A 24,269-nucleotide genomic window follows, 5' to 3' on the forward strand; every position below is an offset into this window, starting at 1 on the left:
GGGAGAGGGTATCGGCGGGTCAGGCCGCCGACCCGATGCGCTCGACGCGGAAGGGCCGCGCGTTCTGGAGGGTGGGGATGCGCGCCCGCGCGTCCGCGACCAGCGACAGGTCGATCTCGGCCAGGATCACGCTCGGCTCGGCTCCGCCGGCATCGGCGAGCACGCGGCCCCATGGGTCGACGATGAGCGAGTGCCCGTAGGTGTCGCGCCCGTCCTCGTGATGCCCGCCTTGCGCGGCGGAGATCATGAAGGAGCCGGTCTCGATGGCACGCGCCCGGTGCAGCACGTGCCAATGCGCCTCGCCGGTCTGCTTGGTGAAGCAGGCGGGCGCCGTCAGAACCGTAGCGCCGGCCTCGGCGAGCGCCCGGAACAGCGCCGGGAAGCGCACGTCGTAGCAGATGGCGACGCCGATGGGCGCCACCGCCGTCTCGGCGACGATGGCGCAGGAACCGCCCTCGTAGGTCGCCGACTCGCGCCAGCGCTCGCCGTTCGGCAGGTCGACGTCGTAGAGATGCAGCTTGTCGTAGGACGCGGTGATGGCGCCCTCGGCATCGATCAGGAAGGCGCGGTTGGCGACCTTGTCGCCGTTCCTCACGGCGAGCGAGCCGATCTGGACGATCGCCCCCGTCTCGCGGGCGACCTCCCGGATCGCGGCGAGCGTCGCGTCCTCGCCCTCGGGCGTGATCTTCTCGAACAGGCTGTCGCGGCTGCGCTCCACCAGGGAGGTCATCTCCGGTGTCTGCACGTATCGCGCGCCGCGCGCGGCCGCCTCGCGGATGCCGGCCACCGCCGCGTCGCGGTTGGCGGACGGGTCGCGGCCGGAGCGCATCTGCACGCAGGCGGCGACGAACTTTGCGGGAGCGACGTCAGGCATGCGCGGCGGGCTTGGTGCCGGCGAGGAGCGGCGCGAGTCCGCCGGACGAATCCAGCGCGTAGAGATCGTCGCAGCCGCCGACATGGGTGTCGCCGACGAAGATCTGCGGCACGCTGGTGCGGCCGCCCGCGCGCTGCGTCATCGCGAGACGGGCGCCCGCGACGCGCTCCACGTCGATCTCGGTGAAGGCGGCGCCCTTCTCCTTCAGCAGGCTCTTGGCCGCCGAGCAGTAGGGGCACCACGCGGTGGTGTAGATCGTGACCGGCTGCATGGAACGGACGCACTCTCGCGGGAGACGTCTTCCCTATAAGCCGCCGGCTTTCGGGTGCCTACCGGCAATCCCGCGCGGGCGTCAGGCCGCGAGCAGCTTCTCGACCTCGTTGACGAGATCGCGCAGGTGGAAGGGCTTGGAGAGCACCTTCGCGTCCTTGGGGGCCTTCGAATCCGGGTTGAGCGCCACGGCGGCGAAGCCCGTGATGAACATGACCTTGATGTCCGGGTCGAGCTCGGTGGCCCGGCGGGCCAGCTCGATGCCGTCCATCTCCGGCATCACGATGTCGGTCAGCAGCAGCTCGAAGGGCTCTTCGCGCAGGCGGTTATAGGCCGAGAGGCCGTTGTCGAACGAGAGCACGTCGTAGCCGGCGTTCTGGAGCGCCTTGGCCAGGAAGCGGCGCATGTCGTTGTCGTCTTCCGCGAGGAGGATCTTCATCGGACGCGTCCCGAGCCCCTTGAGTCGTCAGTTCATTCCATAAAGGGAGGGGATGGTAAACAAGGCGTTAGGATTTGGGCCTCGGGCCGAACGCCCCACAGGCCGTTGCGCAAGCACCGCACGCGAGCCGGACGTGCCCGGAGAAGCGTCACGAAACCGTCGTTCCCGCAGTGGACAGGCGCCCGCCGCCGCCCCAATGTGCCCCCATGCCGCCGCGCAAGCCCGAGCTGTCGCCAGACACGCGATGACGTCGCCGATCCCGGACCTACCCGACGCCTACGGATTCGCCCCGGCCTTCGCCGTCGACGAGCCGGCCGCCCATACCCTGCCGCTCGTGTTCAACACGGGACATTCCGGCGCGGTCTATCCGAAGGCGTTCCTCGAGGCCGCCCGGCTCGACGCGCTCTCCCTGCGCCGCTCCGAGGACGCCCATGTGGAGCGGCTGTTCGCCTCCGTGGTGGAACTCGGCGCGCCGCTGATGCGCGCGAACTTCCCGCGTGCCTTCCTCGACGTGAACCGCGAGCCCTTCGAGCTCGACCCGCGCATGTTCGACGGGCGGCTTCCGCCCTTCGCCAACACCCGCTCCATGCGGGTGGCCGGCGGGCTCGGCACGGTGCCGCGGGTGGTGGCGGATGGGCAGGAGATCTATCCCGGCCGCATCGCCGTCGAGGAGGCGGTGGCGCGCATCGAGGGGCTCTACAAGCCCTATCACCGGGTGCTGCGCGGGCTGATCCAGCGCACCGCCCGCCAGTTCGGCCATGCCGTGCTCATCGACTGCCACTCGATGCCCTCGGCGAGCCTCGGGCGCGACCAGGAGATGAAGGCCGACATCGTGCTGGGCGATCGCTTCGGCACTGCCTGCGCCCCGGCGCTGGTCGACCGCTTCGAGGTCGAGCTTCAGGGGCGCGGCCTGCGGGTGGTGCGCAACAAGCCCTATGCGGGCGGCTTCATCACCGAGCATTACGGCGAGCCGAATATCGGCCGCCACGCGCTCCAGATCGAGATCAACCGCGCCCTCTACATGAACGAGCTGAGCCTCGCGGTGACGCCGGGCTTCTTCACGCTCATCGACCTGCTGCGGGAGGTGATCGCGGCGGTGGCGGGCGATCTCGGCGAACTCGCCCCGCGCCGCATGGCGGCCGAGTAGCCGCCCCTTTCCGGTTTTCCTCGCCGCTCTTCTTGCCGGTTTCCCTTGCCGTCTCCCCGCCGCACGAGGCCGTTCGGCCAAGAAAAAAGGCCACTCCCGAAGGAGCGGCCCGAAGTCTAGGGAGGAAACGCCCAAGAAGGGCTGCGCGACCGCGACGCCATCGCGACCGTGCAATGCACAAAATAAAGTGCGCCGCACAAAAGGCAAGAGGCTTTGCAGAAAAATGCCCGCGTCCCGCGCATGCCCTCCCGGCGTCCGGCGCATCCTGGTATTTTTTATACCTCGACGCTCGCCACCCGTCAGCCCCGGCCGAGCAGCGCGGCGATCTCGGCCTTGAGCGGGCCGGCCAGCTCCTCGCGCTCCAGGGCATAGGCGAGGTTGGCGGTGAGGAAGCCGAGCTTCGAGCCGGTGTCGTAGGTGCGCCCGTTGTAGCGCATGCCGTAGAAGGACTGCTCGGCCATGAGCTTGATCATGGCGTCGGTGAGCTGGATCTCGCCGCCGGCGCCGGTCTCGCCGCGCTCCAGGATCGAGAAGATCTCGGGCTGGAGGATGTAGCGGCCGGAGATGATGAAGTTCGAGGGCGCGGTGCCCTGCTTGGGCTTCTCGACCATGCCGGTGATCTCGAAGGTCTGCCCGAAGGTCTCGCCGACCGAGACGATGCCGTACTGGTGCGTCTCCTCGGGCTTCACCTCCTCGACGGCGATGACGTTGCCGCCGTGCTGGGCATAGGCCTCGAGCATCTGGCCCATGCAGCCCCGGCTCAGCATGTCGGGCAGCAGCACCGCGAAGGGCTCGTCGCCGACGATCTCGCGGGCGCACCAGACCGCGTGGCCGAGGCCGAGGGGCGCCTGCTGGCGGGTGAAGCTGGTCTGCCCGGCCTTGGGCAGGTCCTTCTTCAACTCCTCGAAGGCGGCGGTCTTGCCGCGCTCCTGAAGGGTGCGGTCGAGCTCGTAGGCGATGTCGAAATGGTCCTCGATCACGGCCTTGCCGCGCCCGGTGACGAAGATGAAATGCTCGATCCCCGCCTCGCGCGCCTCGTCCACCACATGCTGGACCACCGGACGGTCGACCACCGTCAGCATCTCCTTCGGCACCGCCTTGGTGGCGGGCAGGAAGCGGGTGCCGAGGCCGGCGACGGGAAGGACGGCCTTGCGAATCGGTTTCATCGAACGAATTTCCGGTTGCGAGCGAGGGGATCTCAACGAATGGCGACCCAAAGATAACGCATGCCTGCCGAGCGCAAGACCGGCGCGGGTCAAGGACGGCACGATTGTTCTCAAATCCGCGCCCCTCTTTGGTAGGGTCGCGCACGCAGCCGGGGGAATGGTTTCAGCGATGGCGGTTCTGGTCACGGGGGGCGCCGGCTATATCGGCAGCCACATGGTTCTGGCGCTGCTCGATGCCGGCCACGAGGAGGTGGTCGTCCTCGACGATCTCTCGACCGGCTTCGATTGGGCGCTGCCGCCCGAGGTGAGGCTCGTGGTGGGCGACGTGGCCGACCAGGCCCTCGTCGCGGCGACGATCCGCGAGCACAAGGTGGATGCGCTGGCGCATTTCGCCGCCCGCATCGTGGTGCCGGACTCGGTCTCCGACCCGCTCGGGTACTATCTTGCCAACACCGTGAAGACCCGCGCCCTCATCGAGACCGCCGTGCGCGAGGGGGTGAGGCACGTCATCTTCTCCTCCACCGCCGCCGTCTACGGCGAGCCGGAGATCGTGCCGGTGCCGGAGGACCTGACGCTGGCGCCGATCAACCCCTACGGCCGCTCGAAGCTGATGAGCGAGTGGATGATCGCGGACGCGGCCGCCGCGCACGGGTTCAGCTACGTGATCCTGCGCTACTTCAACGTCGCCGGCGCCGACCCGCGCGGGCGCAGCGGGCAGTCGAGCCCGACCGCGACGCATCTCATCAAGGTCGCGACGCAGGCCGCGCTCGGCCGGCGCTCGCATCTCGACGTCTACGGCACCGACTACCCGACCCCGGACGGCTCGTGCCTGCGCGACTATATCCAGGTCTCCGACCTCGCCGAGGCCCACCGCGTCGCCCTCGACCATCTGCGCGGCGGCGGCGCCAGCATGACGCTGAACTGCGGCTACGGGCGCGGCTACTCGGTCCTCGAGGTGATCGACGTGGTCAAGCGCGTCTCGGGCAGGGATTTCGAGGTCCGGCTCTCGCCGCGCCGCCCCGGCGACCCGGCCCGGATCGTGGCCAAGGCCGACCGCATCCGCGACGAGCTCGGCTGGCGCCCGCAATACGACGACCTCGAAGGGATCGTCGGGCAGGCGCTCGCCTGGGAGGATGCACTCGCCAAGCGCAACCGGCGCTGAGCCGATGCGCGCGCTCCGCGCCGGCCTTGCCGCGCTCCTGATCGCCGCCCTTCCCTGCGGGGCGCAGGCGGCGCCCAAGCCGGCGCTCAAGCCCGCCGCCGCCCGCTCGGAAGGGTTCTCGGCTTTCGTCGAGGCGCTGCGTCCCGACGCGGCGGCGCGCGGCGTCTCCCGAGACACCTTCGATGCGGCGTTCCGGGGGATCCCCGGTCCCGACCCGGACGTGCTGGCGCGGATCGGGCGGCAGGGCGAGTTCGCGCGCCCGGTCTGGGACTATCTCGTCGGCGCGGTCTCGGCCTCCCGGATCGCGCGCGGGCGGGCGCGCGGCGCCCCCCTCGCCCGCGTCCTCGATGCCATCGAGGCGAAGACCGGCGTTCCGCGCTCGGTGATCCTGGCGCTGTGGGGCGTCGAGTCGGATTTCGGCGCGAGCGGCGGCTCGCTCTCCACCATCCGTTCCCTCGCAACCCTGGCCCAGGCCGGGCATCGGGGCCCCCTGTTTCGCGACGAGCTGCTCGCCGCCCTCGTCATCCTGGAGCGCGGCGACATCGCGCCGGACAAAATGAAGGGCTCCTGGGCCGGGGCCATGGGGCAGGTGCAGTTCCTGCCCTCGGTCTATCTCGCCCATGCGGTCGATCAGGACGGTGACGGCCGGCGCGACATCTGGACCTCGGACGCCGACGCGCTCGGCTCCATCGCCGCCTACATGCAGGCGCTCGGCTGGAACCCGGCCTATTCCTGGGGCTACGAGGTCCGGCTCCCCGAAGGCTTCGACCTCACGCGCTACAAGGGCCAGCTCGGCGATTTTTCCGCGCGCGGCGTGCGGCGCGCCGATGGGGGCGCCCTGCCGGCGGCGGGCGAGGCGAGCCTGTTCCTGCCCGGCGGCATCGGCGGCCCGGTGTTTCTCGTCACCGGGAATTTCGAGGTGATCCGGGGCTACAACACCTCGGATTCCTACGCGCTCGCCATCGGCCACCTGTCCGACCGGCTGGCGGGCGGTCCTGCCCTGTCCGCGCCCTGGCCGAGCGCCGCCGCCCGGCTCGACAAGGCCGGGCTCCAGGCCCTCCAGGCGGGGCTCGCCCGCGAAAACCTCTATGCCGGCGAGGCGGACGGCAGGGCCGGCCCGAAGCTCCGCGAGGCGGTGCGGCGCTACCAGATCCGCGAGGGGCTCGTCGCGGACGGCTATGCGACCCCGGCGCTGCTCGCCCGCCTCTCGGGCCGGCCTTAGACGGCCGCCGCGCCCTCCTGTATGGTCGCTGCGAGCGGTTATCCACGAGACGGGTCGAGCGGCATGAAGCTGAGCCTGGCACGAGCGCGCGAGGGGATTGCAGCCCGGCTCGCGTCCGGCCTCGTCCTGCTCGCCGCCGTGATCGTGGCCGGCTGGCTCGCGGCTCCGGCCCCGGCCGCCGCGCAATGGGGGGACAGCTACGACCGGCCCTCCGGCGGCGGCTACGACAACCCGCGCCGCCGCGCCCGCGACAGCTATTACCGCGATGATGGAAGCGGTGGTCGCCGCTATGCGCCGCAGCAGGAGGCGCCTCGCCAGTTCTACTGGCCCTGGGAGGAGCGGCCCCAGCAGGCCGAGCCCCGGCCGCGCCCGCAGCCGACCTACCGCCCCGCGCAGCCCCCCCGGCCCCGGCCGTCGATCTCGGCGGATTCGCAGCGGTCTCGGGTGCGCCGCGAGAAACCGGCCGCCGCGCCGGAGCCGCCCAAGCCCGTCGCCGCCAAGACCGAGCCGACCACGCAGATCGCGGTCTTCGGCGATTCGCTGGCCGACCATCTCAGCCGCGGTCTCGACGACGTCTTCGAGGACAACCAGGACGTCGTCGTGATCGACCGCGCCAAGGGCGACAGCGGCCTCGTGCGCCTCGACGTGGTCGACTGGCCGAAGGCGGCCGAGGAGTATCTCAAGGCCAACCCGAAGGTGAGCTACGCGCTGGTGATGCTCGGCGTGAACGACCGCCAGCCCATCCGCGAGGGCGACCAGAGCTACGAGCCCCTCGGCGCGAAATGGAAGGAGATCTACGCCGCCCGCATCGACGCGATGGCGAAGGTCTTCGCCGAGCGCAAGATCCCGCTGATCTGGGTCGGCACGCCGCCCGTGCGCGGCGAGACGCTGACGGCGGCGCTCGCCAGCATCAACGACATCGCGCGTGAGCGCGTGACGAAGGCCGGCGCGACCTATGTCGATGTCTGGCCGGGCTTCACCGACGATCGCAACCGCTACGCGCCTTCCGGCCCCGACCTCGAAGGCCAGATCGCCAAGCTGCGCACCTCGGACGGGGTGCATTTCACCCATGCCGGCGCGCGCAAGCTCGCCCATTTCGCCGATGTCGAGCTGAAGCGGCTGATGGGCACGGCGGCGCCGAACCCCGTGGAGCAGCAGCCCGCCGCCGCCGTCTCGGCGGCACCGTCAGGGCCGAGCCTCGGCGGGGCGCCGAAGCTCGACGACACCGCCGCCATCGACCGCCAGATCACGGCGATGCTGCCGAGCCTGCCCGAGCCCGCCGGCATTCCGGCGCTGCCGGTGAAGCCCGCCGCCGGGCCGGTGGTGCCGCTGGGGCGCCCGGAGATCTCGCCGGGCGGCATCCTCACCAGCGGACGCCCCTTCGAGGCAGACCCGTCCGGCACCGTCGAGCGCAGCCTTCAGCGCGGGGCGGCGCCCCTGCCCCAGCCGGGCCGGGCCGACGATTTCCGCTGGCCGCCCGGCTGAGATCCCGCTTCAGCGCGGGAGGACCGTGGCGCCCATGAGCGCCTCGTCGATGGCGCGGGCGGCCTGCCGGCCCTCGCGGATCGCCCAGACCACGAGCGACTGGCCCCGGCGCATGTCGCCGGCCGCGTAGATCTTCTCGTTCGAGGTCCGGTAGTCGGTCTCGTTGGCGATGACGTTGGCGCGCTTGTCCAGGGCGACGCCGGACTGCTCCAGCATGCCCTTGCGCAGCGATCCGGCGAAGCCGATGGCGAGGAAGACGAGATCGGCCGGCAGCACGAACTCGGTGCCTTCCAGAGGCTGGCGCTTGGCGTCGACGCGGGCGCAGACGACGCCGGTGAGCTTGCCCTTCTTGCCCTCGAGGCGCAGCGTCGCGGCCTGGAACTCGCGCTCGGCGCCCTCCGCCTGGCTCGACGAGGTGCGCATCTTGGTGGGCCAGTAGGGCCAGACCGCGAGCTTGTCCTCCCGCTCGGGCGGGCGCGGCCGGATGTCGAGCTGCGTCACCGAGAGGGCGCCCTGCCGGAAGGCGGTGCCGACGCAGTCGGAGGCGGTGTCGCCGCCGCCGATCACGACGACGTTCTTGCCCGAGGCTAGGATCGGCAGCTCGCCGTTGCCCTTCATGGGCTCGGCGCCGACGCGCCGGTTCGACTGGACGAGATAGGGCATGGCGTAATGCACGCCCTCGAGGTCGTCCTGGCCGGGAAGGGCGGGGTTGCGCGGGTCCTCGGCGCCGCCGGCGAAGAGCACGGCGTCGAACTCCGCGGTGAGCTCGTCCACGGGTTTCGTGATGCCGATGTTCTGGTTGTAGTGGAAGACGACGCCTTCCGCCTCCATCTGCTTCACGCGCCGGTCGATATGGCGCTTCTCCATCTTGAAGTCGGGGATGCCGTAGCGCAGCAGGCCGCCGGCCTTCGGCTCGCGCTCGAAGACGTGCACGTCATGGCCGACGCGGGCGAGCTGCTGGGCGGCGGCCATTCCGGCCGGGCCGGACCCCACCACCGCCACGCGCTTGCCGGTGCGGGTCTCGGCGGGCTCGGGCTTCACCCAGCCCATGTTCCAGGCGCGGTCGGCGATCGCCTGCTCGATGGTCTTGATGGCCACCGGCTGGTTCTCGAGGTTGAGCGTGCAGGCTTCCTCGCAAGGGGCGGGGCAGACGCGGCCGGTGAACTCGGGGAAGTTGTTGGTGGAGTGGAGGTTGCGCGCCGCCTCCTGCCAGTCGGACTGGTAGACGAGCTCGTTCCAGTCCGGGATCTGGTTGTGCACCGGGCAGCCGGTGGGGCCGTGGCAGAAGGGGATGCCGCAATCCATGCAGCGCGCCGCCTGCTTCTTCAGGTCGTGCTCGTCCAGCGGCAGCGTGAACTCGCGGAAGTGCCGTACGCGGTCCGCGGCGAGCTGATACTTCTGCTCCTGCCGGTCGAACTCGAGGAAACCCGTGATCTTGCCCATCGATCAGTCCCTGGGGCGAGCGGACCTCACGATCCTGCTGCCGGCCGCAACGGTTTGACGTTCTGCGGCGGCCGGGCTGAACTCCGACCGCCTGTTCGGCGCGCCCTACTCGGCCGCCACCGGCATGCGCGCCATCTCCATCTCGCGCAGCGCCCGGCGGTACTCGACGGGCATCACCTTGACGAACTTGGTGCGGTAGGTCGACCACTGGTCCAGGATCGTCTGGGCGCGCGGGCTGCCGGTGTATTTCAGGTGGTTGGTGATGAGCTGCGTCAGCCGCTCCTCGTCGTGGCCGGACATGTCGGCCAGGATGTCGACGCGGCCCTTGGTCTCGAGGTCGCCGTCCTGGTGGAAGCGGCGCATCAGGTCGTCCTCCTCCTCGACGGGCTCGAGATCGACCATGGAGAGGTTGCAGCGCGAGGAAAACGAGCCGTCCTCGTCGAGCACATAGGCGATGCCGCCCGACATGCCCGCCGCGAAGTTGCGGCCCGTCTCGCCGATGGACACCACCACGCCGCCGGTCATGTATTCGCAGCCATGGTCGCCCATGCCCTCGACCACGGTGATCGCGCCGGAGTTGCGCACGGCGAAGCGCTCGCCCGCCGCGCCGCGCACGTAGCACTCGCCCGCGATGGCCCCGTAGAGCACGGTGTTGCCGACCATGATGGTCTTGTCGGGCGGGGCCTTCAGCGCGTCGCTCGGACGGATGATCAGCTTGCCGCCGGACAGGCCCTTGCCGACATAATCGTTGCCGTGGCCGGTGAGCTCGATGGTCACGCCCGCCGCGACCCAGGCGCCGAAGCTCTGGCCGGCGGTGCCGGTGAGCTTCACCACGATGGTGTCGTCGGGCAGGCCCTCGTGCCCGTGGGCCTTGGCGACCATCCCCGAGAGCATGGCGCCGGCGGCGCGGTCCGAGTTCCTGATGACGTCGTGCACCACCACCGGCTCGCCGCCCTCGATGGCGCCCTTCGCCTTCTCGATGAGGCGCCGGTCGAGCACGGTGTCGATGGGGTGGTGCTGGCTCTCGACATGGCGGATCGCCACCTCCGGCCCGACATCGGGACGGTGGAAGAGCTTCGAGAAGTCGAGCCCGCGCGCCTTCCAGTGGGCGATGGCCTCGACCTTGTCGAGGAAGTCGGACCGGCCGACCAACTCGTCGAGCCGGGTGAAGCCCATGGCGGCCATGAGCTCGCGGACCTCCTCGGCCACGTAGAAGAAGTAGTTCACGACATGCTCGGGCGTGCCCTTGAAGCGCTTGCGCAGCACCGGGTCCTGCGTGGCGACGCCCACGGGACAGGTGTTGAGGTGGCACTTGCGCATCATGATGCAGCCGGCCGCGATGAGCGGCGCGGTGGAGAAGCCGAACTGGTCGGCCCCGAGCAGCGCCGCGATAAGCACGTCGCGCCCGGTGCGGATGCCGCCATCGGCCTGCAAGGCGACGCGGCCGCGCAGGTGGTTGAGGACGAGGGTCTGCTGGGTCTCGGCAAGCCCGGTCTCCCAGGGGCCGCCCGCGTGCTTGAGCGAGGTCAGCGGCGCCGCGCCGGTGCCGCCGTCGAAGCCTGAGATGGTGATGTGGTCGGCCCGCGCCTTGGCCACGCCCGTGGCCACCGTGCCGACGCCGACCTCCGAGACGAGCTTCACCGACACGTCGGCCGCCGGGTTGACGTTCTTCAAATCGAAGATGAGCTGCGCCAGATCCTCGATGGAATAGATGTCGTGATGGGGCGGCGGCGAGATCAGGCCGACGCCCGGAGTGGCGTAGCGGACCTTGGCGATCTTGGCGTCGACCTTGTGGCCGGGGAGCTGGCCGCCCTCGCCGGGCTTGGCCCCCTGCGCCACCTTGATCTGCATCATGTCCGAGTTGACGAGATACTCGGTGGTGACGCCGAAGCGGCCGGAGGCGACCTGCTTGATCGAGGAGCGGCGGGAGCGCCCGTCCGGCAGCGGCTTGAAGCGCTCGACCTCCTCGCCGCCCTCGCCCGAGTTCGAGCGGCCGCCGAACGAGTTCAGCGCGATGGCGAGGGTCTCGTGCGCCTCCTTCGAGATGGAGCCGTATGACATCGCCCCGGTGGCGAAGCGCCTGACGATCTCGGCGGCCGGCTCGACCTCGGAGATGTCGACGGGCGCGCGCCCGATCTCGGCCGCCTGCTTGATGCGGAACAGGCCGCGCAGGGTCTTGAGCTGGTTCTCCTGCTCGTTCACGAGGCGCGCGTATTCCCGGTAGCGCTCGGGCAGGCCGAGGCGCACCGCGTGCTGGAGCGTCGCGACGGTGTCGGGGGTCCAGGTATGGACCTCGCCGCGCAGGCGGTAGGCGTACTCGCCGCCGACATCGAGGGCGTGCCGGTAGATCGGCGCGTCGCCGAAGGCGTCGCGGTGGCGGCGCACGGTCTCCTCGGCGATCTCGGCCATGCCGACGCCCTCGACGGTGGTCGCGGTGCCGAAGAAGTCGCGCGCGACGAAGGCCGAGTTCAGGCCGATGGCATCGAAGATCTGCGCGCCGCAATAGGACTGGTAGGTCGAGATGCCCATCTTGGACATGACCTTCAGCAGGCCCTTATCGATGGACTTGATGTAGCGGTAGACGATCTCGTCCTCGACGAGGTCCGGCGGGAACTCGTCCTTCATGGCGACGAGCGTCTCGAAGGCGAGATACGGGTTCACGGCTTCCGCGCCGTAGCCGGCGAGGCAGGCGAAGTGATGCACCTCGCGCGGCTCGCCCGATTCGACCACGAGGCCGACCGAGGTCCGCAGGCCCTTGCGGATCAGGTAGTTGTGCACGGCCGCCGTGGCGAGCAGCGCCGGGATCGGGATGCGGTCCGGCCCGACCGCCCGGTCGGACAGGATGATGATGTTGTAGCCGCCGCGCACCGCCACCTCGGCCCGGTCGCAGAGCCGGTCGAGCGCGCCTTCCATGGCCGCAGCCCCCGTCTCTGCCGGGTAGGTCATGTCGAGGGTCTTGGTGTCGAAGCGGTCCTCGAAATGGCCGATGGAGCGGATCTTCTCGAGATCCGAGTTGGTCAGGATCGGCTGGCGGACCTCCAGGCGCTTCTTGCGGGAGGCGCCCTCCATGTCGAGCAGGTTCGGCCGCGGCCCGATGAACGAGACGAGGCTCATCACGGCCTCCTCGCGGATCGGGTCGATGGGCGGGTTCGTGACCTGGGCGAAGTTCTGCTTGAAGTAGGTGTAGAGCGACTTCGGCTTGTCCGAGAGCGCCGAGAGCGGCGTGTCGGTGCCCATGGAGCCCACCGCCTCCTGGCCGGTGACGGCCATCGGCTGCATCAGGAGCTTGAGGTCCTCCTGGGTGTAGCCGAAGGCCTGCTGGCGATCGAGCAGGCTAACGTCCGAGCGGGTCTCGCGGGCGGTGACGGGCTTGAGGTCCTCCAGCACGATCTGGGTGTTCTTGACCCAGTCGGCATAGGGGTGCGCGGCGGCGAGCTCCTCCTTGATCTCCTCGTCGGAGACGATCCGGCCCTTCACCAGATCGATGAGCAGCATCCGGCCCGGCTGGAGGCGCCAGGATTGGACGATGCGCGAGTCCTCGATGGGCAGGGTGCCCATTTCGGAGGCGAGCACCACGAGCCCGTCCTCGGTGACGATGTAGCGGGCGGGGCGCAGGCCGTTGCGGTCGAGGGTCGCGCCGATCTGGCGGCCGTCGGTGAAGCAGACGGCGGCGGGGCCGTCCCAGGGCTCCATCAGCGCGGCGTGGTACTCGTAGAAGGCGCGCCGCTCCTCGCTCATCAGCGGGTTGCCGGCCCAGGCCTCCGGGATGAGCATCATCATCGCGTGAGCGAGCGGGTAGCCGCCCTGCACGAGGAACTCGAGGGCATTGTCGAAGCAGGCGGTGTCGGACTGGCCCTCGTAGGAGATCGGCCAGATCTTCGAGATGTCGTTGCCGAACAGCTCCGAATCGACGCTTGCCTGCCGGGCCGCCATCCAGTTGACGTTGCCGCGCAGCGTGTTGATCTCGCCGTTATGGGCGACGTAGCGGTAGGGGTGCGAGAGCCGCCAGGTCGGAAAGGTGTTGGTGGCGAAGCGCTGGTGCACGAGCGCGAGCGCCGAGACGTAGCGCTGATCCTTGAGGTCGAGGAAGTAGGAGCCGAGCTGGCTCACCAGCACCATGCCCTTGTAGACGATGGTCCGGCTCGACACCGAGACGGGGTAGAACTCCATCAGGCGCTGGTCGCCGTAGCCGTAGATGCGGCTGGAGATGACCTTGCGGGCGACGTAGACCCGGCGCTCGAAGGCGTCCTCGTCGGCCACGCTCGCCGGGCGGCCGATGAAGATCTGGCGGTGATGCGGCTCGGTCTCCTTCACCGCCTTGCCGAGATCCTCGGGGTCGACCGGTACGTCACGCCAGCCGAGCAGCGGCAGGCCCTCCTCGGCCAGCGCGCGCTCGAAGATGCCCTCGATGATGGCGCGCGCCTCCGGGTCCTTCGGCAGGAAGAGCTGGCCGATGGCGTAATGCCCCACGGGAGGCAGCTCGAAGCCGAGCCGCGAACACTCCTCCGCGAAAAAAGCGTGCGGGATCTGGGTGAGGATGCCGCAGCCGTCGCCCATCTTCGGATCCGCGCCGACGGCGCCGCGATGGTCGAGATTCTCGAGGATGTTGAGCCCCTGCTGCACGATGGCGTGGGTGCGCCGGTCGTGCATGTCGGCGATGAAGCCGACGCCGCAGGCATCGCGCTCATGGGCCGGGTCGTAGGCGCCTTGAGCCATCGGCAGGGCCGGGTCCCGCACGATCATGGGCGTGCCGCCGTCGCGCGTGGCGGGCAGCTGCGCCGGGGCGGTCACGGTGATTGGGTTGGCCACGCTCGTCGTCCCCATCGTGTGTCCGGCACCAGACCGGATCGACCTGCCCGCCATGCGAGCATGTTTCATGCCCGGCCATCAACCGATGCCGGACCCATGGCCGTTCTCGTCGGGTCCGAGGGGCTGCCCGCTGGAGGACGCGCCCGCTCGACCCGCGGGCTCGGCACCGGCCTGTCGGTCAGGCGGCGCTGGCCCGTGCCGCCTCGGCGGCGGCCGGCTTCGACTCTCGTTTCGACGTCAGGCGGATCATGTCGTCGAACACTCGCTCGCCGCTCCGGCCGGAGCCATGCGGAAAAGAGACAGCATTACTGTCCTAATGCCTGACGTTGCCAGATTCCAACCGTTCCAGCAAGAGCCCTCGTACCGCACCGTCCGGGAAAACCGTGCCGGAAAAATCCCGCCCGGAACCCATGCGCGAAAACCTCGCCGTGAATCGGTGCCAGCCCCGGACACGGCCCCGAAACCAAGGGCCTCGGGGGCGCCCCGAGCGGCCCGCAATCTCGCCCCAATCCGGCGGTTAACACGATCTTGCCGAGCACAAGCGGCATGCGGGGCAACGTCCTCGCCAGGACCGCCGAAGGATACGCGAGCGACGCGGTCCTTCGGCACGGCCCATCCGCGGCACCGACGGGCGGCCGTCCCGCCCCGCCCCGGCCGCCGCCCCCCGCGAACCGGAACCCTCAGCATGGACGCGAGCCGCCGGACCACCTTCCGCAACCGCCTCAAGGCCGCTGCCGCCGCCGGGCTGCTGATCGCCGCGAGCGCCGGGGCCGCGCGGGCGCAATACGTCTTCGACGACGAGATCCTGCCGCCGCGCGTCGTCGCATGGCGCCTCGCCGAGCGCGGGTTCAGCGGCCTGAGCCGTCCCCGTTTCGACGGTCGCGCCTACGTGGTCGAGGCCTTCGCGCCGAACGGCGGCCGCGTGCGCCTGTTCGTCGACGCCCACGAGGGCGACATCGTCGGGCGCCAGCGCCTCGACGCGCCGCTCTACCCGCCGCCGATCCGCGTCGGCCGGCCGGTCTCGCCCGGCTATGGCTGGACCGAGGAGGACGCGGATTCCGCGCGTCCCCTGCGCCAGGCGGAGCGGCTGATTCCCCCCGCCGACATTCCCAATCCCGGCCCCCGGCCCGTCGCGCCTGGACCCGCCGCGCGCATCGCGCCTGCCTACCCGGAGGGCGCCGCGCGCCGGGCCGACCTGCCGGGCCGCCCGGAGACGGGGGAGGCGAATCCCCTCGGCGTGAACCCCGACGCCCGGCGCAAGCCCGAGGCGCCGCGCAAATCCGCGAAGCTCGTCCCGCCGGCAAAGCCCGTGGCGCCGCGCGTGAGCCCGGAGGCGCCCGCGCCGGCCGAGGCCGCCCACCGGGAGCCGAAGGCGCCGGACGCCGCTCCGGCGCTCGACGCCGCCAAGCCCGGCACTGCAAAACCGGATGCGGCCAAATCCGAGGTGACGAAGACGGATTCGCCGCCGACGCCGGCCTCCGTCCAGCCGCCCCCGGCCGAGGTGAAGGCGAGCGAGGTCAAGCCGGGCGAGACCCGCACCGCCGAGGCGAAAAAAGACGCGGAGTCCTGGAAGGATCCCGCCACGGAGAAGCGTCCGGTGCGCGTCATCGGCGGCGCCACCATCGTGCCGGGCACCGAGCCGAAGGGCGACGCCGCGCATACGGAATAGGCGCCTGCCGGGCGGAGCGGCTCAGCCGCCCCCGCCGGCGAGGATCAGCCTGTCCCCGCCCGTGAAGACGGTGAGGTTGTCGTCCCGCGCGATGGCGCAGAGCGTGAGGCCGTGCGTCCGCGCGCGCTCCAGCGCCAGCGAGGTCGGGGCGGAGATCGCCACCACCACCGCCGCGCCGAAGCGGGCGGCCTTCTCCACCATCTCGAACGAGCAGCGGCTGGTGATGACGAGGAAGCCCGTCGCCGGGTCGGTGCCGGCGCGCATCAGGGCGCCGATCAGCTTGTCGAGGGCGTTGTGGCGGCCGACATCCTCGCGCAGCGCCACCAGGGTGCCGTCGCGGTCGGCCCAGGCGGCGCCGTGCACCGCGCGCGTCTCCCGGTTGAGCGCCTGACCCTGCGAGAGCGCCGCCAGCGCAGCCGCGATCGCGCCCATCCCCACCGTCAGCGTCGCGCTCTCGCGGGGCGGCGCGATCGGCAGCGCGGCGAGATCGTCGATTCCGCAGACCCCGCAGCCCGTCCGCCCGCTGATGGCGCGCTTGCGGGCGAGATGCTCGCGCAGGCGCCCCGGCGCCAGCTCGACGAGGAGGCGCAAGCCCCCCTCCCCCGCCTCGACGCGGGCCGAGCGAATCTCCCCGGCGCCCTCCACGATGCCTTCGGTGAGGCTGAAGCCGTAGGCGAAATCCTCGAGATCGGCGGGGGTCGTCATCATCACCGCGTAGGGCACGCTGCCGTAGACGACGTTGACCGGCGTCTCGACGGCGAGCGCCCGCTCGCCGGGGCGGGGCGCCGCCGCATCGTAGGCGACGACCTGCGTCGGCACCCGCGCGGAAGGTGCCGGCAGGCCGAAGGCGGCCTCCGTCGCCTGCGTGATTCCGGTCTCGCTCATGTCCCGGCGTTCCGTATCCATGAGGACGTCATATAGCATTCACCCCGGCCGTATCCTCACCCCGCCGCCGCGATGCCGCGAAGACCGCTCCCGCGGGCCGAGAACCCTGGAAACTGTCCAAGAAAGCGCGGTCTGCGACCCTGTTGCGGTTGCGCCGTTCCCTTCCATGTGGTCTGAGGGCCCGATCGGAACCTGCCGTCCGCGGCGGATGTCCAGGGCAATCGGCAACACATCGCGCCGTCCGTCACGGGCGGGAACGCGGGATCAGACAAGAATGCTGAAGGGGAGCCTCGAGAGGCAGATGGGCGAAAGGCACGCGGAAGCTGCGCGCATGCGCGATCGGACGCTGGGAGGGCTCGGTGCCCTGGCCGGCCTCTTGGTATCGTCCTCGGCGGCGCTCGCCGCCGGCATCGGCCAGCCCGAGCCGTGGCAGATGGACCGTCAGGTGCCCGTCACCGAGAACGCGCGGGACATCCACCTGTTCGAGCAGGGCATCCACTGGCTGTCCTTCGGCATCTCGCTCTTCGTCCTCGGCCTGATCCTGTGGTGCATCTACCGCTTCGGCGAGAAGCGGAACCCGGTCCCCTCCAAGACCACCCACAACACCCTCATCGAGGTGGCCTGGACCATCGTCCCGGTGCTGATCCTCGTGGCGGTGGCGATCCCCTCGTTCCGCCTGCTGCGCACGCAGCTCTCCGACCCGAAGGCCGACGTGCTGGTGAAGGTCATCGGCCACGCCTGGTACTGGTCCTACGAGTACCCGGCCGACCAGGGCGGCGGCTTCGCCTTCGACGCCAATATCGACGAGGACAAGCTGCCCAAGCTCCTCGGCGCCGACAACGAGATGGTCGTCCCGGTCAACAAGATCGTGAAGGTCCAGGTCACGTCGACGGACGTGCTGCATTCCTGGGCGGTGCCGTCCTTCGGCTTCAAGATCGATGCCGTGCCCGGCCGCCTCAACCAGTTCTGGTTCAAGGCCGACCGCGCCGGCACCTATCACGGCCAGTGCTCCGAGCTCTGCGGCGCCCGCCACGCCTACATGCCCATCGTCGTCCGCGTCGTCTCCGACGAGGACTACGCCAAGTGGCTCAGCGAGGCGAAGACCAAGTACGCCCGCATCGACGACGGCGCCGCCCGCTTCGCCTCCGCCCGCTGAGGGCCGCGGGCACCCCGGACCGGCGCCGGCCAGACGGCGTCGTTCCGGTTCGAGAATCACGAGAAACGCCAAGAAGCTGTAGGGTTTCAATCCATGGCCACCGCCACAGCACATGCAGGGCACGACGCCCACGACGACCACAAGCCGTCCTTCTTCGCCCGCTGGTTCCTGTCCACGAACCACAAGGACATCGGCACGCTCTACCTGCTCTTCGCCTTCTCGGCGGGCATCATCGGCGCGTTCCTGTCCTTCGGCATCCGCATGGAGATGGAGGCTCCCGGCCTCCAGTACTTCTCCAACCCGCAGACCTATAACGTCTTCGTCACCGGCCACGGCCTCATCATGGTGTTCTTCATGGTGATGCCCGCCCTGATCGGCGGCTTCGGCAACTGGTTCGTGCCCCTCATGATCGGCGCGCCGGACATGGCGTTCCCGCGCATGAACAACATCTCCTTCTGGCTGACCGTGGCGGGCTTCGCGAGCCTGCTCTGCTCGCTCTTCGTCGAGGGCGCGCCGGGTGCCTCGGGCGCCGGCACGGGCTGGACGGTCTATCCCCCGCTCTCGACCGCGGGCCATCCGGGCCCGGCCGTCGACTTCGCGATCTTCGCCCTGCACCTGTCCGGCGCGGGCTCGATCCTCGGGGCGATCAACTTCATCACCACGATCCTCAACATGCGCGCCCCCGGCATGACGCTGCACAAGATGCCGCTTTTCGCCTGGGCCGAGCTCGTCACCGCCTTCCTGCTGCTGCTCTCGCTCCCGGTTCTCGCCGGCGCGATCACCATGCTGCTCACCGACCGCAACTTCGGCACGACCTTCTTCGATCCGGCCGGCGGCGGCGACCCGATCCTCTACCAGCACCTGTTCTGGTTCTTCGGCCACCCCGAAGTGTACATCATGATCCTGCCGGCCTTCGGCATCGTCTCGCACATCATCGCCACGTTCTCGAGGAAGCCCGTCTTCGGCTACCTCGCGATGGCCTATGCGATGGTCGCGATCGGCGTCGTCGGCTTCGTCGTGTGGGCGCACCACATGTACACGGTCGGCCTGTCGCTCCAGACGCAGTCCTACTTCGTCTTCGCGACCATGGTCATCGCCGTTCCGACGGGCGTGAAGATCTTCTCCTGGATCGCGACCATGTGGGGCGGATCGATCCGCTTCACCGCCGCGATGCACTGGGCGGTGGGCTTCATCTTCCTGTTCACCGTCGGCGGTGTGACCGGCGTCGTGCTGGCCAACTCGGCCGTCGACAAGTACCTGCACGACACCTACTACGTCGTCGCGCACTTCCACTACGTCCTCTCTCTGGGCGCGGTGTTCATCATCTTCGCCGGTGTCTACTACTGGTTCCCGAAGATGACCGGCCACATCATCCCCGAATGGGCCGGCAAGCTGCACTTCTGGCTGGCCTTCATCGGCGCGAACGTCCTGTTCTTCCCGATGCACTTCCTCGGTCTCGCCGGCATGCCGCGCCGCTATGCCGACTACCCGGAGGCCTTCGCCGGCTGGCACAAGGTGTCGACCTATGGCGGCCACATCTTCGCGCTGGGGATGTTCGTGTTCGTCATCGGCGTGATCCTGGCTTTCCGCTCCAAGGAGCGCGCCGCGGACAATCCGTGGGGCGAGGGCGCCACGACGCTGGAATGGACGCTGTCCTCTCCCCCGCCCTTCCACCAGTTCGAGACGCTGCCCCGCATCGTCGACGAGCCGGGCGCTCACTGAACGTAGCGGGGACGGTCTCGGCCGTCCCCTCTCGGAGACCGCGAGGGTCGCTGCCGCGGCCCTCGCTCTTCCCCGGACCTCCGGTGCCTATCGGGAGGTCCCGGCAAGAGCGGCGCGGACGCCGTTTCGAGCGGTGACGAGAGCCCTTCCGGGCCCTCGCCGCCCGGATGGTTGGAACTATTCCGGTTCGCTCGAGGCATGGCGGGACCGGCGCCTCGAACCCTGAGCAACGCGGTAGCGGTTTAGCGATGAGCAGCCTGTCGAACAGCCTTCCCGCCGGCGGCGAGACCTTCGCGCAGACCTCCGTCGTCGGCGGCGACGTGCCGGACTATTTCGCCCTGCTGAAGCCGCGCGTGATGGTGCTGGTGATCTTCACCGCGCTCGTCGGCATGGTGGTCTCGCACGGCCATGTCTCGCCCGTGATCGCCACGATCTCGCTCCTGATGATCGCCGTCGGTGCCGGCGCGTCCGGCTGCCTCAACATGTGGTGGGATGCCGATATCGACGCGGTGATGACCCGCACCGCCAAGCGCCCGATCCCCGACGGTCGCATCCAGCCGAACGAGGCGCTCGCCTTCGGGCTGGTGCTGTCGGTGGGCTCCGTGCTGGTGCTGGGGCTCGCCGCGAACTGGCTGGCTGCCGGCCTCCTGGCCTTCACCATCGTCTTCTACGCCGTGATCTATTCGATGTGGCTGAAGCGGGCGACGGCGCAGAACATCGTCATCGGCGGCGCCGCCGGCGCCCTCCCCCCGGTGATCGGCCAGGCCGTGGTCTCGGGCTCGGTCGGCATCGAATCGCTGGTGCTGTTCGCGATCATCTTCATCTGGACGCCCCCGCATTTCTGGGCGCTGGCGCTGGTCAAGGCCGGCGAATACGCCCGTGCCGGCATCCCGATGATGCCCAACACCGCCGGCCCCGCCTCGACCCGCCGGCAGATCGTCGCCTACACGCTGCTCCTCGCCCCGCTCGGCCTGCTGCCGGTGGCGCTCAGCTTCGGCGGCCTGCTCTACGCCGTGGTCGGCGTGCTGGGCGGCCTCGGCATGATCGCCTTCAGCATCCAGGTGCTGCGCAACCGCGAGGGCGAGGCCGAGAAGCGCGCCGCCATGGGCATGTTCGGCTTCTCGATCCTCTACCTGTTCGTGCTGTTCTCGGCCCTGCTGGCGGAGCATGCGCTCGGCCTGTTCCGCGCCGTGGTCTGACCCCCGATGCAGCAGCAGTTCCCAGACCCCTATCGCCCGCTGACGCCGGAAGAAGAGCGCCGCCGCCGCAAGCGCTCCGTGGCCATCGCGCTGGCGCTCGGCGCCATGGTGATCCTGTTCTTCACGCTGACCATCGCCAAGCTCGGGCCGCAGGTGCTCAACCGGCCCCTCTGACGACATCACGAAGGTAACGATGACCCGACCCGTCCCCCCCGCCGACAGAAAGGCCCTGCGCACGGCTCTCGCCTGCGCCGGCCTCGTCGCGGGCATGACGGGTCTCGCCTTCGCCTCGGTGCCGCTCTACGACGCCTTCTGCAAGGCGACGGGCTATGACGGCACGCCCCGCCAGGGCTCCGCCCTCTCCGCATCCTCGGAACAGGGCAAGCCCGGCGACAGCCTGCTGGTCCGCTTCGACACCAACGTGTCCTCCTCCCTGCCCTGGAGCTTCCGCGCGGAAACGCCGAAGGTCGCCGCCACCCTCGGCGCCACCACGACGGTGTTCTTCCGGGTGCGCAACAACGGCGCGGTGCCCTCGACGGGGGTCGCGACCTTCAACGTCCAGCCGGGCCTGATGGGCGGCTACTTCGTCAAGGTCGAGTGCTTCTGCTTCAAGGAGCAGACGCTCCAGCCCGGCGAGACCATGGATTTTCCGGTGGTGTTCTATGTCGAGCCGGAGATGCGCAAGGATTCCAACACGGCCCATCTCTCGGAGATGACGCTGTCCTACACCTACTTCGCCTCGAAGAACGGGCAGCCGGCCGCCGGGCCGGTGGCGGCGACGGGCGGGAAGACGAATTTCTGAGGGCGCCAAGCGTGACAAGGGTCGCGCCCGCACCTAAGGGACTTTTCAAGGGAGAGCGGGCCGCGCGGTCCGCCTTTCCAGAGCGTGGAAACGACGGGCGCGGCCGTATCGGGCCGTAAGCCGGGGCGAGGAGACAGGGGACGATGGCCGAGGCGCACGCCAAGAATCACGATTTCCACATCCTGAGCCCGAGCCCGTGGCCGCTCCTCGGCGCGTTCTCCGGGTTCCTGATGGCCTTCGGCGCCGTGTTCTGGATGAAGAACCTCCAGATCGGCACCCTCAGCCCCGGCCCCTACATCTTCGGCGCCGGCACCATCGGCGTGCTCTTCACCATGCTGTCCTGGTGGAAGGACGTGGTGCACGAGGCCAATGCCGGCGACCACACCCGTGTCGTGCAGCTCCATCACCGCTACGGCATGATGATGTTCATCGCCTCCGAGGTGATGTTCTTCGTCGCCTGGTTCTGGGCCTTCTTCGAGGCGGCGCTCTATACCGCCGACCCGATCCAGGCGACCCGCGTCGACTTCACCGGGGGCGTCTGGCCGCCCAAGGGCATCGAGGCCTTCGATCCCTGGCACCTGCCGCTCCTGAACACCCTGATCCTGCTGACCTCCGGCACCACCATCACCTGGGCGCACCACGCCCTCCTGCATGGCGACCGCAAGGGCCTCAAATACGGCCTCTGGCTGACGATCGTGCTCGGCATGGTGTTCACGGCCTGCCAGGCCTACGAGTACGGCCACGCCCATTTCGGCTTCGCCGGCAGCATCTACTCGTCGACTTTCTTCATGGCGACGGGCTTCCACGGCGCCCATGTCATCATCGGCACGATCTTCCTCGCGGTGTGCCTGTACCGGGTTTATCTCGGGCAGTTCACCCCCAAGCAGCATCTCGGCTTCGAGTTCGCCGCTTGGTACTGGCACTTCGTCGACGTGGTGTGGCTGTTCCTGTTCGCCGCGATCTACGTGTGGGGCTCCGGGCTCGGCCACGCCGCCCACCATTAATCCCGCGCCGGCATCCGCCGGACGCATGCGGGCATTGCGCGGGAGGGCGGCCGACGGGCCGCCCTTTTTCGTGACCTGGGCCCGCCCGATCCATATCTCGGACAGGCCGGCCGCCAAGGCTCGGCACGGGGAAGCTCCGATGACCTCACAGACCCTGCCGCCTCCGATCCCGACCGGCCTGAGCGGCCGCTGCCCGCGCTGCGGGGACGGGCATCTCTTCTCCGGCTTCCTGGCGCTCCGCCCCTCCTGCGAGGCGTGCGGGCTCGACTATGCCAGCTTCGATTCGGCGGACGGGCCGGCCTTCTTCGTGATGTCCATCGTCGGGCTCGTGGTGGTCGGCCTCGCGCTCTGGATGGAGATCACCTTCGAGCCGCCCATGTGGGTGCATGCCCTGGTGGCGGGCGGGCTCTCGGTGGGCTTGAGCCTCGTGCTGGTCCGCCCGCTCAAGGGCCTGCTGATCGCCCTCCAATACGCCAACAAGGCCGAGCAGGGGCGCTTCAAGCGGTGAGCCCGACGCCGCCGCGCCGGAGCGCCTTTCGCGACCTCCTCGCCCCCGGCCTCGCCACGCTCGTCTGTCTCGCGATCCTGATCGGTCTCGGGGTCTGGCAACTCGCGCGCAAGGGCGAGAAGGAGGCGCTGATCGCGCGCATCTTGGCGCGCTCGAAGGCGGTTCCCGAGGCGCCGCCGCCGCCCTCCGCCTGGGATCCGGCCCGCGACGAGTTCCGGCATGTCCGCGTCTCCGGGCGCTTCCTGAACGACCGCGAGACCCTGGTGCACGCCCTCTCTCCCGGCGACGCCCCCGGCCGGGCCCTCCAGGGGTTCTCGGTGGTGACGCCGTTCGCGCGCGACGAGGGCGGCACGGTGCTGGTCAATCGCGGCTTCGTCCCGACCGAGCTGAGGCGCCCGGAGGACCGGCCGGCAGCCCCGGTGCAGGGCGAGACCACCGTCACCGGCATCCTGCGCGCGAGCGAGGCGCGGACGATGTTCGTGCCCGCCCCCGACCCGGCCAGGGGCGAGTGGTTCAACCGCGACATTGCGGGGATCGCGGCCGCGCGGAATCTCGGCGAGGTCGCCCCCTACATGATCGAGGCCGACGCCTCGCCGGACGCGAGATCCTGGCCGCGCGGCGGGCAGTTGCGCGTCGACCTGCCGAACAACCACTTGCAATACGCCTTCACCTGGTTCGGCATCGCGGGCTGCCTCGTCGGCGTGTTCGGTTTCTTCGCCTGGAGCCGCCTGCGCGAGCCCCCGCAGCCGGGCGGCTGACGCGGGGCGCCTTGCCGCCGGCCTCCTGCGCCTTACACTCCCGGTGGTCCCCGTGGAGTGATCCCGATGCGCGCGCTCCCTGCCCTGCTCGCCCTCCTCCTTTCGGTTCAGGCCGCCTCCGCCCTGGACGAGACGGGCCGCGAGGCGGCGCGGGCGGCGATCAGCCGGCAGGTCGAGGCTCTCGGCCGGGACGACGCGGCGGGGGCCTACGCGCAGGCCGCCCCCTCGATCCAGGCGATGTTCCCCAATGCGGATCTCTTCCTCGGCATGGTCCGCAACGGCTACGCGCCGGTCTACCGCCACCGCAGCTTCGCCTTCGGCGACGTCACCGACGCCGACGAGGCGCGGCTGACCCAGGACGTGCGCATCCAGGACGAGCAGGGCGTCGACTGGACCGCGCATTACAGCGTGGAACGCCAGCCCGACGGCAGCTGGCGCATCACCGGTTGCCGGCTGACGAAGCTCCCCGGCACCAATACCTGAGCGCGAACGGCCGCTTCGACACCGCCATCCTCATCGTGTAGAGCAGGCGCCTTCCTGGAGGCCCCC

General features: G+C 69.9%; 21 protein-coding genes. 14 read left to right on the forward strand and 7 right to left on the reverse strand.

Features of this window, described 5'->3' with window-relative positions; translation table 11 throughout:
* Positions 1-19: 19 nt before the first annotated feature.
* The 3 genes from ACP56T_RS00700 to cpdR all read right to left on the reverse strand — a co-directional run bounded on the left by ACP56T_RS00700 (position 20) and on the right by cpdR (position 1,583).
* On the reverse strand, positions 20-874 hold the full coding sequence (locus ACP56T_RS00700; protein WP_430910206.1) for a carbon-nitrogen hydrolase family protein: 855 nt from the start codon (positions 872-874) through the stop codon (positions 20-22).
* A complete protein-coding gene (grxC, locus tag ACP56T_RS00705) occupies positions 867-1,145 on the reverse strand; it encodes a glutaredoxin 3 (protein ID WP_430910207.1) in 279 nt (92 codons plus the stop codon). Before grxC ends, ACP56T_RS00700 begins: the two co-directional genes overlap by 8 nt.
* A gap of 81 nt (positions 1,146-1,226) precedes the next feature.
* Complete coding sequence (gene cpdR / locus ACP56T_RS00710) at positions 1,227-1,583, reverse strand: cell cycle two-component system response regulator CpdR (protein ID WP_003603128.1); 357 nt, start codon at positions 1,581-1,583, stop codon at positions 1,227-1,229.
* Positions 1,584-1,827: 244 nt separating this feature from the next.
* Here cpdR and ACP56T_RS00715 point away from each other — a divergent pair, with 244 nt between their 5' ends.
* On the forward strand, positions 1,828-2,730 hold the full coding sequence (locus ACP56T_RS00715) for an N-formylglutamate amidohydrolase (protein WP_430910208.1): 903 nt from the start codon (positions 1,828-1,830) through the stop codon (positions 2,728-2,730).
* 299 nt (positions 2,731-3,029) lie between these two features.
* On the opposite strand, the gene galU is transcribed toward ACP56T_RS00715, so the two are convergent.
* Positions 3,030-3,896, reverse strand: coding sequence for a UTP--glucose-1-phosphate uridylyltransferase GalU (gene galU / locus ACP56T_RS00720; RefSeq protein ID WP_430910209.1), 867 nt, complete (start codon positions 3,894-3,896; stop codon positions 3,030-3,032).
* A gap of 169 nt (positions 3,897-4,065) precedes the next feature.
* Between galU and galE the strand changes: the two genes are divergently transcribed.
* From galE to ACP56T_RS00735, 3 genes are all read left to right on the forward strand, one after another.
* Positions 4,066-5,058 (forward strand): UDP-glucose 4-epimerase GalE, encoded by a 993-nt coding sequence (gene galE / locus ACP56T_RS00725; protein WP_430910210.1) that lies wholly within the window; start codon positions 4,066-4,068, stop codon positions 5,056-5,058.
* Positions 5,059-5,062: 4 nt separating this feature from the next.
* A complete protein-coding gene (locus ACP56T_RS00730) occupies positions 5,063-6,280 on the forward strand; it encodes a lytic murein transglycosylase (protein WP_430910211.1) in 1,218 nt (405 codons plus the stop codon).
* A gap of 63 nt (positions 6,281-6,343) precedes the next feature.
* Positions 6,344-7,765, forward strand: coding sequence for an SGNH/GDSL hydrolase family protein (locus ACP56T_RS00735; RefSeq protein ID WP_430910212.1), 1,422 nt, complete (start codon positions 6,344-6,346; stop codon positions 7,763-7,765).
* Between the two features lie 9 nt (positions 7,766-7,774).
* On the opposite strand, the gene ACP56T_RS00740 is transcribed toward ACP56T_RS00735, so the two are convergent.
* Complete coding sequence (locus tag ACP56T_RS00740; protein ID WP_430910213.1) at positions 7,775-9,208, reverse strand: glutamate synthase subunit beta; 1,434 nt, start codon at positions 9,206-9,208, stop codon at positions 7,775-7,777.
* A gap of 105 nt (positions 9,209-9,313) precedes the next feature.
* Positions 9,314-13,951 (reverse strand): glutamate synthase large subunit, encoded by a 4,638-nt coding sequence (gene gltB, locus ACP56T_RS00745; RefSeq protein WP_472853152.1) that lies wholly within the window; start codon positions 13,949-13,951, stop codon positions 9,314-9,316.
* Between the two features lie 751 nt (positions 13,952-14,702).
* On the opposite strand from gltB, the gene ACP56T_RS00750 reads away from it, so the two are divergent.
* Positions 14,703-15,686, forward strand: a complete 984-nt coding sequence (locus ACP56T_RS00750) for a hypothetical protein (RefSeq protein ID WP_430910215.1) — start codon at positions 14,703-14,705, stop codon at positions 15,684-15,686.
* A 21-nt stretch (positions 15,687-15,707) separates the two neighbouring features.
* Here the strand turns inward: ACP56T_RS00750 and fdhD are convergent, their stop codons facing one another.
* Positions 15,708-16,571 carry a formate dehydrogenase accessory sulfurtransferase FdhD gene (fdhD, locus tag ACP56T_RS00755; RefSeq protein ID WP_430910216.1) on the reverse strand — a complete coding sequence of 288 codons (864 nt, stop codon included), beginning with the start codon at positions 16,569-16,571 and terminating at the stop codon, positions 15,708-15,710.
* Between the two features lie 331 nt (positions 16,572-16,902).
* On the opposite strand from fdhD, the gene coxB reads away from it, so the two are divergent.
* From coxB to ACP56T_RS00800, 9 genes are all read left to right on the forward strand, one after another.
* Complete coding sequence (gene coxB / locus ACP56T_RS00760) at positions 16,903-17,727, forward strand: cytochrome c oxidase subunit II (protein ID WP_430910217.1); 825 nt, start codon at positions 16,903-16,905, stop codon at positions 17,725-17,727.
* Positions 17,728-17,820: 93 nt separating this feature from the next.
* Complete coding sequence (gene ctaD, locus ACP56T_RS00765) at positions 17,821-19,449, forward strand: cytochrome c oxidase subunit I (protein WP_430910218.1); 1,629 nt, start codon at positions 17,821-17,823, stop codon at positions 19,447-19,449.
* A gap of 248 nt (positions 19,450-19,697) precedes the next feature.
* Positions 19,698-20,648 (forward strand): heme o synthase, encoded by a 951-nt coding sequence (locus ACP56T_RS00770; RefSeq protein ID WP_430910219.1) that lies wholly within the window; start codon positions 19,698-19,700, stop codon positions 20,646-20,648.
* Positions 20,649-20,654: 6 nt separating this feature from the next.
* Positions 20,655-20,822 carry a hypothetical protein gene (locus ACP56T_RS00775; protein ID WP_430910220.1) on the forward strand — a complete coding sequence of 56 codons (168 nt, stop codon included), beginning with the start codon at positions 20,655-20,657 and terminating at the stop codon, positions 20,820-20,822.
* Between the two features lie 19 nt (positions 20,823-20,841).
* A complete protein-coding gene (locus tag ACP56T_RS00780; protein ID WP_430910221.1) occupies positions 20,842-21,450 on the forward strand; it encodes a cytochrome c oxidase assembly protein in 609 nt (202 codons plus the stop codon).
* Positions 21,451-21,593: 143 nt separating this feature from the next.
* Positions 21,594-22,454 carry a cytochrome c oxidase subunit 3 gene (locus ACP56T_RS00785; RefSeq protein WP_430910222.1) on the forward strand — a complete coding sequence of 287 codons (861 nt, stop codon included), beginning with the start codon at positions 21,594-21,596 and terminating at the stop codon, positions 22,452-22,454.
* 139 nt (positions 22,455-22,593) lie between these two features.
* Complete coding sequence (locus tag ACP56T_RS00790; protein WP_430910223.1) at positions 22,594-22,962, forward strand: DUF983 domain-containing protein; 369 nt, start codon at positions 22,594-22,596, stop codon at positions 22,960-22,962.
* Positions 22,959-23,720 (forward strand): SURF1 family protein, encoded by a 762-nt coding sequence (locus ACP56T_RS00795; RefSeq protein WP_430910224.1) that lies wholly within the window; start codon positions 22,959-22,961, stop codon positions 23,718-23,720. The genes ACP56T_RS00790 and ACP56T_RS00795 overlap by 4 nt, the downstream gene beginning before the upstream one ends.
* 66 nt (positions 23,721-23,786) lie before the next feature.
* Positions 23,787-24,203 carry a DUF4864 domain-containing protein gene (locus ACP56T_RS00800; protein ID WP_430910225.1) on the forward strand — a complete coding sequence of 139 codons (417 nt, stop codon included), beginning with the start codon at positions 23,787-23,789 and terminating at the stop codon, positions 24,201-24,203.
* Positions 24,204-24,269 lie beyond the last annotated feature (66 nt).

Origin of the sequence: Methylobacterium endophyticum (assembly GCF_050591105.1) — a bacterium.
Classification (GTDB): domain Bacteria; phylum Pseudomonadota; class Alphaproteobacteria; order Rhizobiales; family Beijerinckiaceae; genus Methylobacterium.

What these genes read in the sequence shown, in the direction of transcription:
- ACP56T_RS00730 (WP_430910211.1), top strand. Translation starts at nt 5,063, where the DNA reads ATGCGCGCGCTCCGCGCCGGCCTTGCCGCGCTCCTGATCGCCGCCCTT.
- ACP56T_RS00770 (WP_430910219.1), top strand. Translation starts at nt 19,698, where the DNA reads ATGAGCAGCCTGTCGAACAGCCTTCCCGCCGGCGGCGAGACCTTCGCG.
- grxC (WP_430910207.1), bottom strand. Translation starts at nt 1,145, where the DNA reads ATGCAGCCGGTCACGATCTACACCACCGCGTGGTGCCCCTACTGCTCG.
- coxB (WP_430910217.1), top strand. Translation starts at nt 16,903, where the DNA reads ATGCGCGATCGGACGCTGGGAGGGCTCGGTGCCCTGGCCGGCCTCTTG.
- ACP56T_RS00750 (WP_430910215.1), top strand. Translation starts at nt 14,703, where the DNA reads ATGGACGCGAGCCGCCGGACCACCTTCCGCAACCGCCTCAAGGCCGCT.
- ctaD (WP_430910218.1), top strand. Translation starts at nt 17,821, where the DNA reads ATGGCCACCGCCACAGCACATGCAGGGCACGACGCCCACGACGACCAC.
- ACP56T_RS00740 (WP_430910213.1), bottom strand. Translation starts at nt 9,208, where the DNA reads ATGGGCAAGATCACGGGTTTCCTCGAGTTCGACCGGCAGGAGCAGAAG.
- cpdR (WP_003603128.1), bottom strand. Translation starts at nt 1,583, where the DNA reads ATGAAGATCCTCCTCGCGGAAGACGACAACGACATGCGCCGCTTCCTG.
- galE (WP_430910210.1), top strand. Translation starts at nt 4,066, where the DNA reads ATGGCGGTTCTGGTCACGGGGGGCGCCGGCTATATCGGCAGCCACATG.
- ACP56T_RS00790 (WP_430910223.1), top strand. Translation starts at nt 22,594, where the DNA reads ATGACCTCACAGACCCTGCCGCCTCCGATCCCGACCGGCCTGAGCGGC.
- ACP56T_RS00800 (WP_430910225.1), top strand. Translation starts at nt 23,787, where the DNA reads ATGCGCGCGCTCCCTGCCCTGCTCGCCCTCCTCCTTTCGGTTCAGGCC.
- ACP56T_RS00780 (WP_430910221.1), top strand. Translation starts at nt 20,842, where the DNA reads ATGACCCGACCCGTCCCCCCCGCCGACAGAAAGGCCCTGCGCACGGCT.
- ACP56T_RS00700 (WP_430910206.1), bottom strand. Translation starts at nt 874, where the DNA reads ATGCCTGACGTCGCTCCCGCAAAGTTCGTCGCCGCCTGCGTGCAGATG.
- ACP56T_RS00715 (WP_430910208.1), top strand. Translation starts at nt 1,828, where the DNA reads ATGACGTCGCCGATCCCGGACCTACCCGACGCCTACGGATTCGCCCCG.
- ACP56T_RS00785 (WP_430910222.1), top strand. Translation starts at nt 21,594, where the DNA reads ATGGCCGAGGCGCACGCCAAGAATCACGATTTCCACATCCTGAGCCCG.
- fdhD (WP_430910216.1), bottom strand. Translation starts at nt 16,571, where the DNA reads ATGAGCGAGACCGGAATCACGCAGGCGACGGAGGCCGCCTTCGGCCTG.
- ACP56T_RS00775 (WP_430910220.1), top strand. Translation starts at nt 20,655, where the DNA reads ATGCAGCAGCAGTTCCCAGACCCCTATCGCCCGCTGACGCCGGAAGAA.
- ACP56T_RS00735 (WP_430910212.1), top strand. Translation starts at nt 6,344, where the DNA reads ATGAAGCTGAGCCTGGCACGAGCGCGCGAGGGGATTGCAGCCCGGCTC.
- galU (WP_430910209.1), bottom strand. Translation starts at nt 3,896, where the DNA reads ATGAAACCGATTCGCAAGGCCGTCCTTCCCGTCGCCGGCCTCGGCACC.
- gltB (WP_472853152.1), bottom strand. Translation starts at nt 13,951, where the DNA reads ATGATCGTGCGGGACCCGGCCCTGCCGATGGCTCAAGGCGCCTACGAC.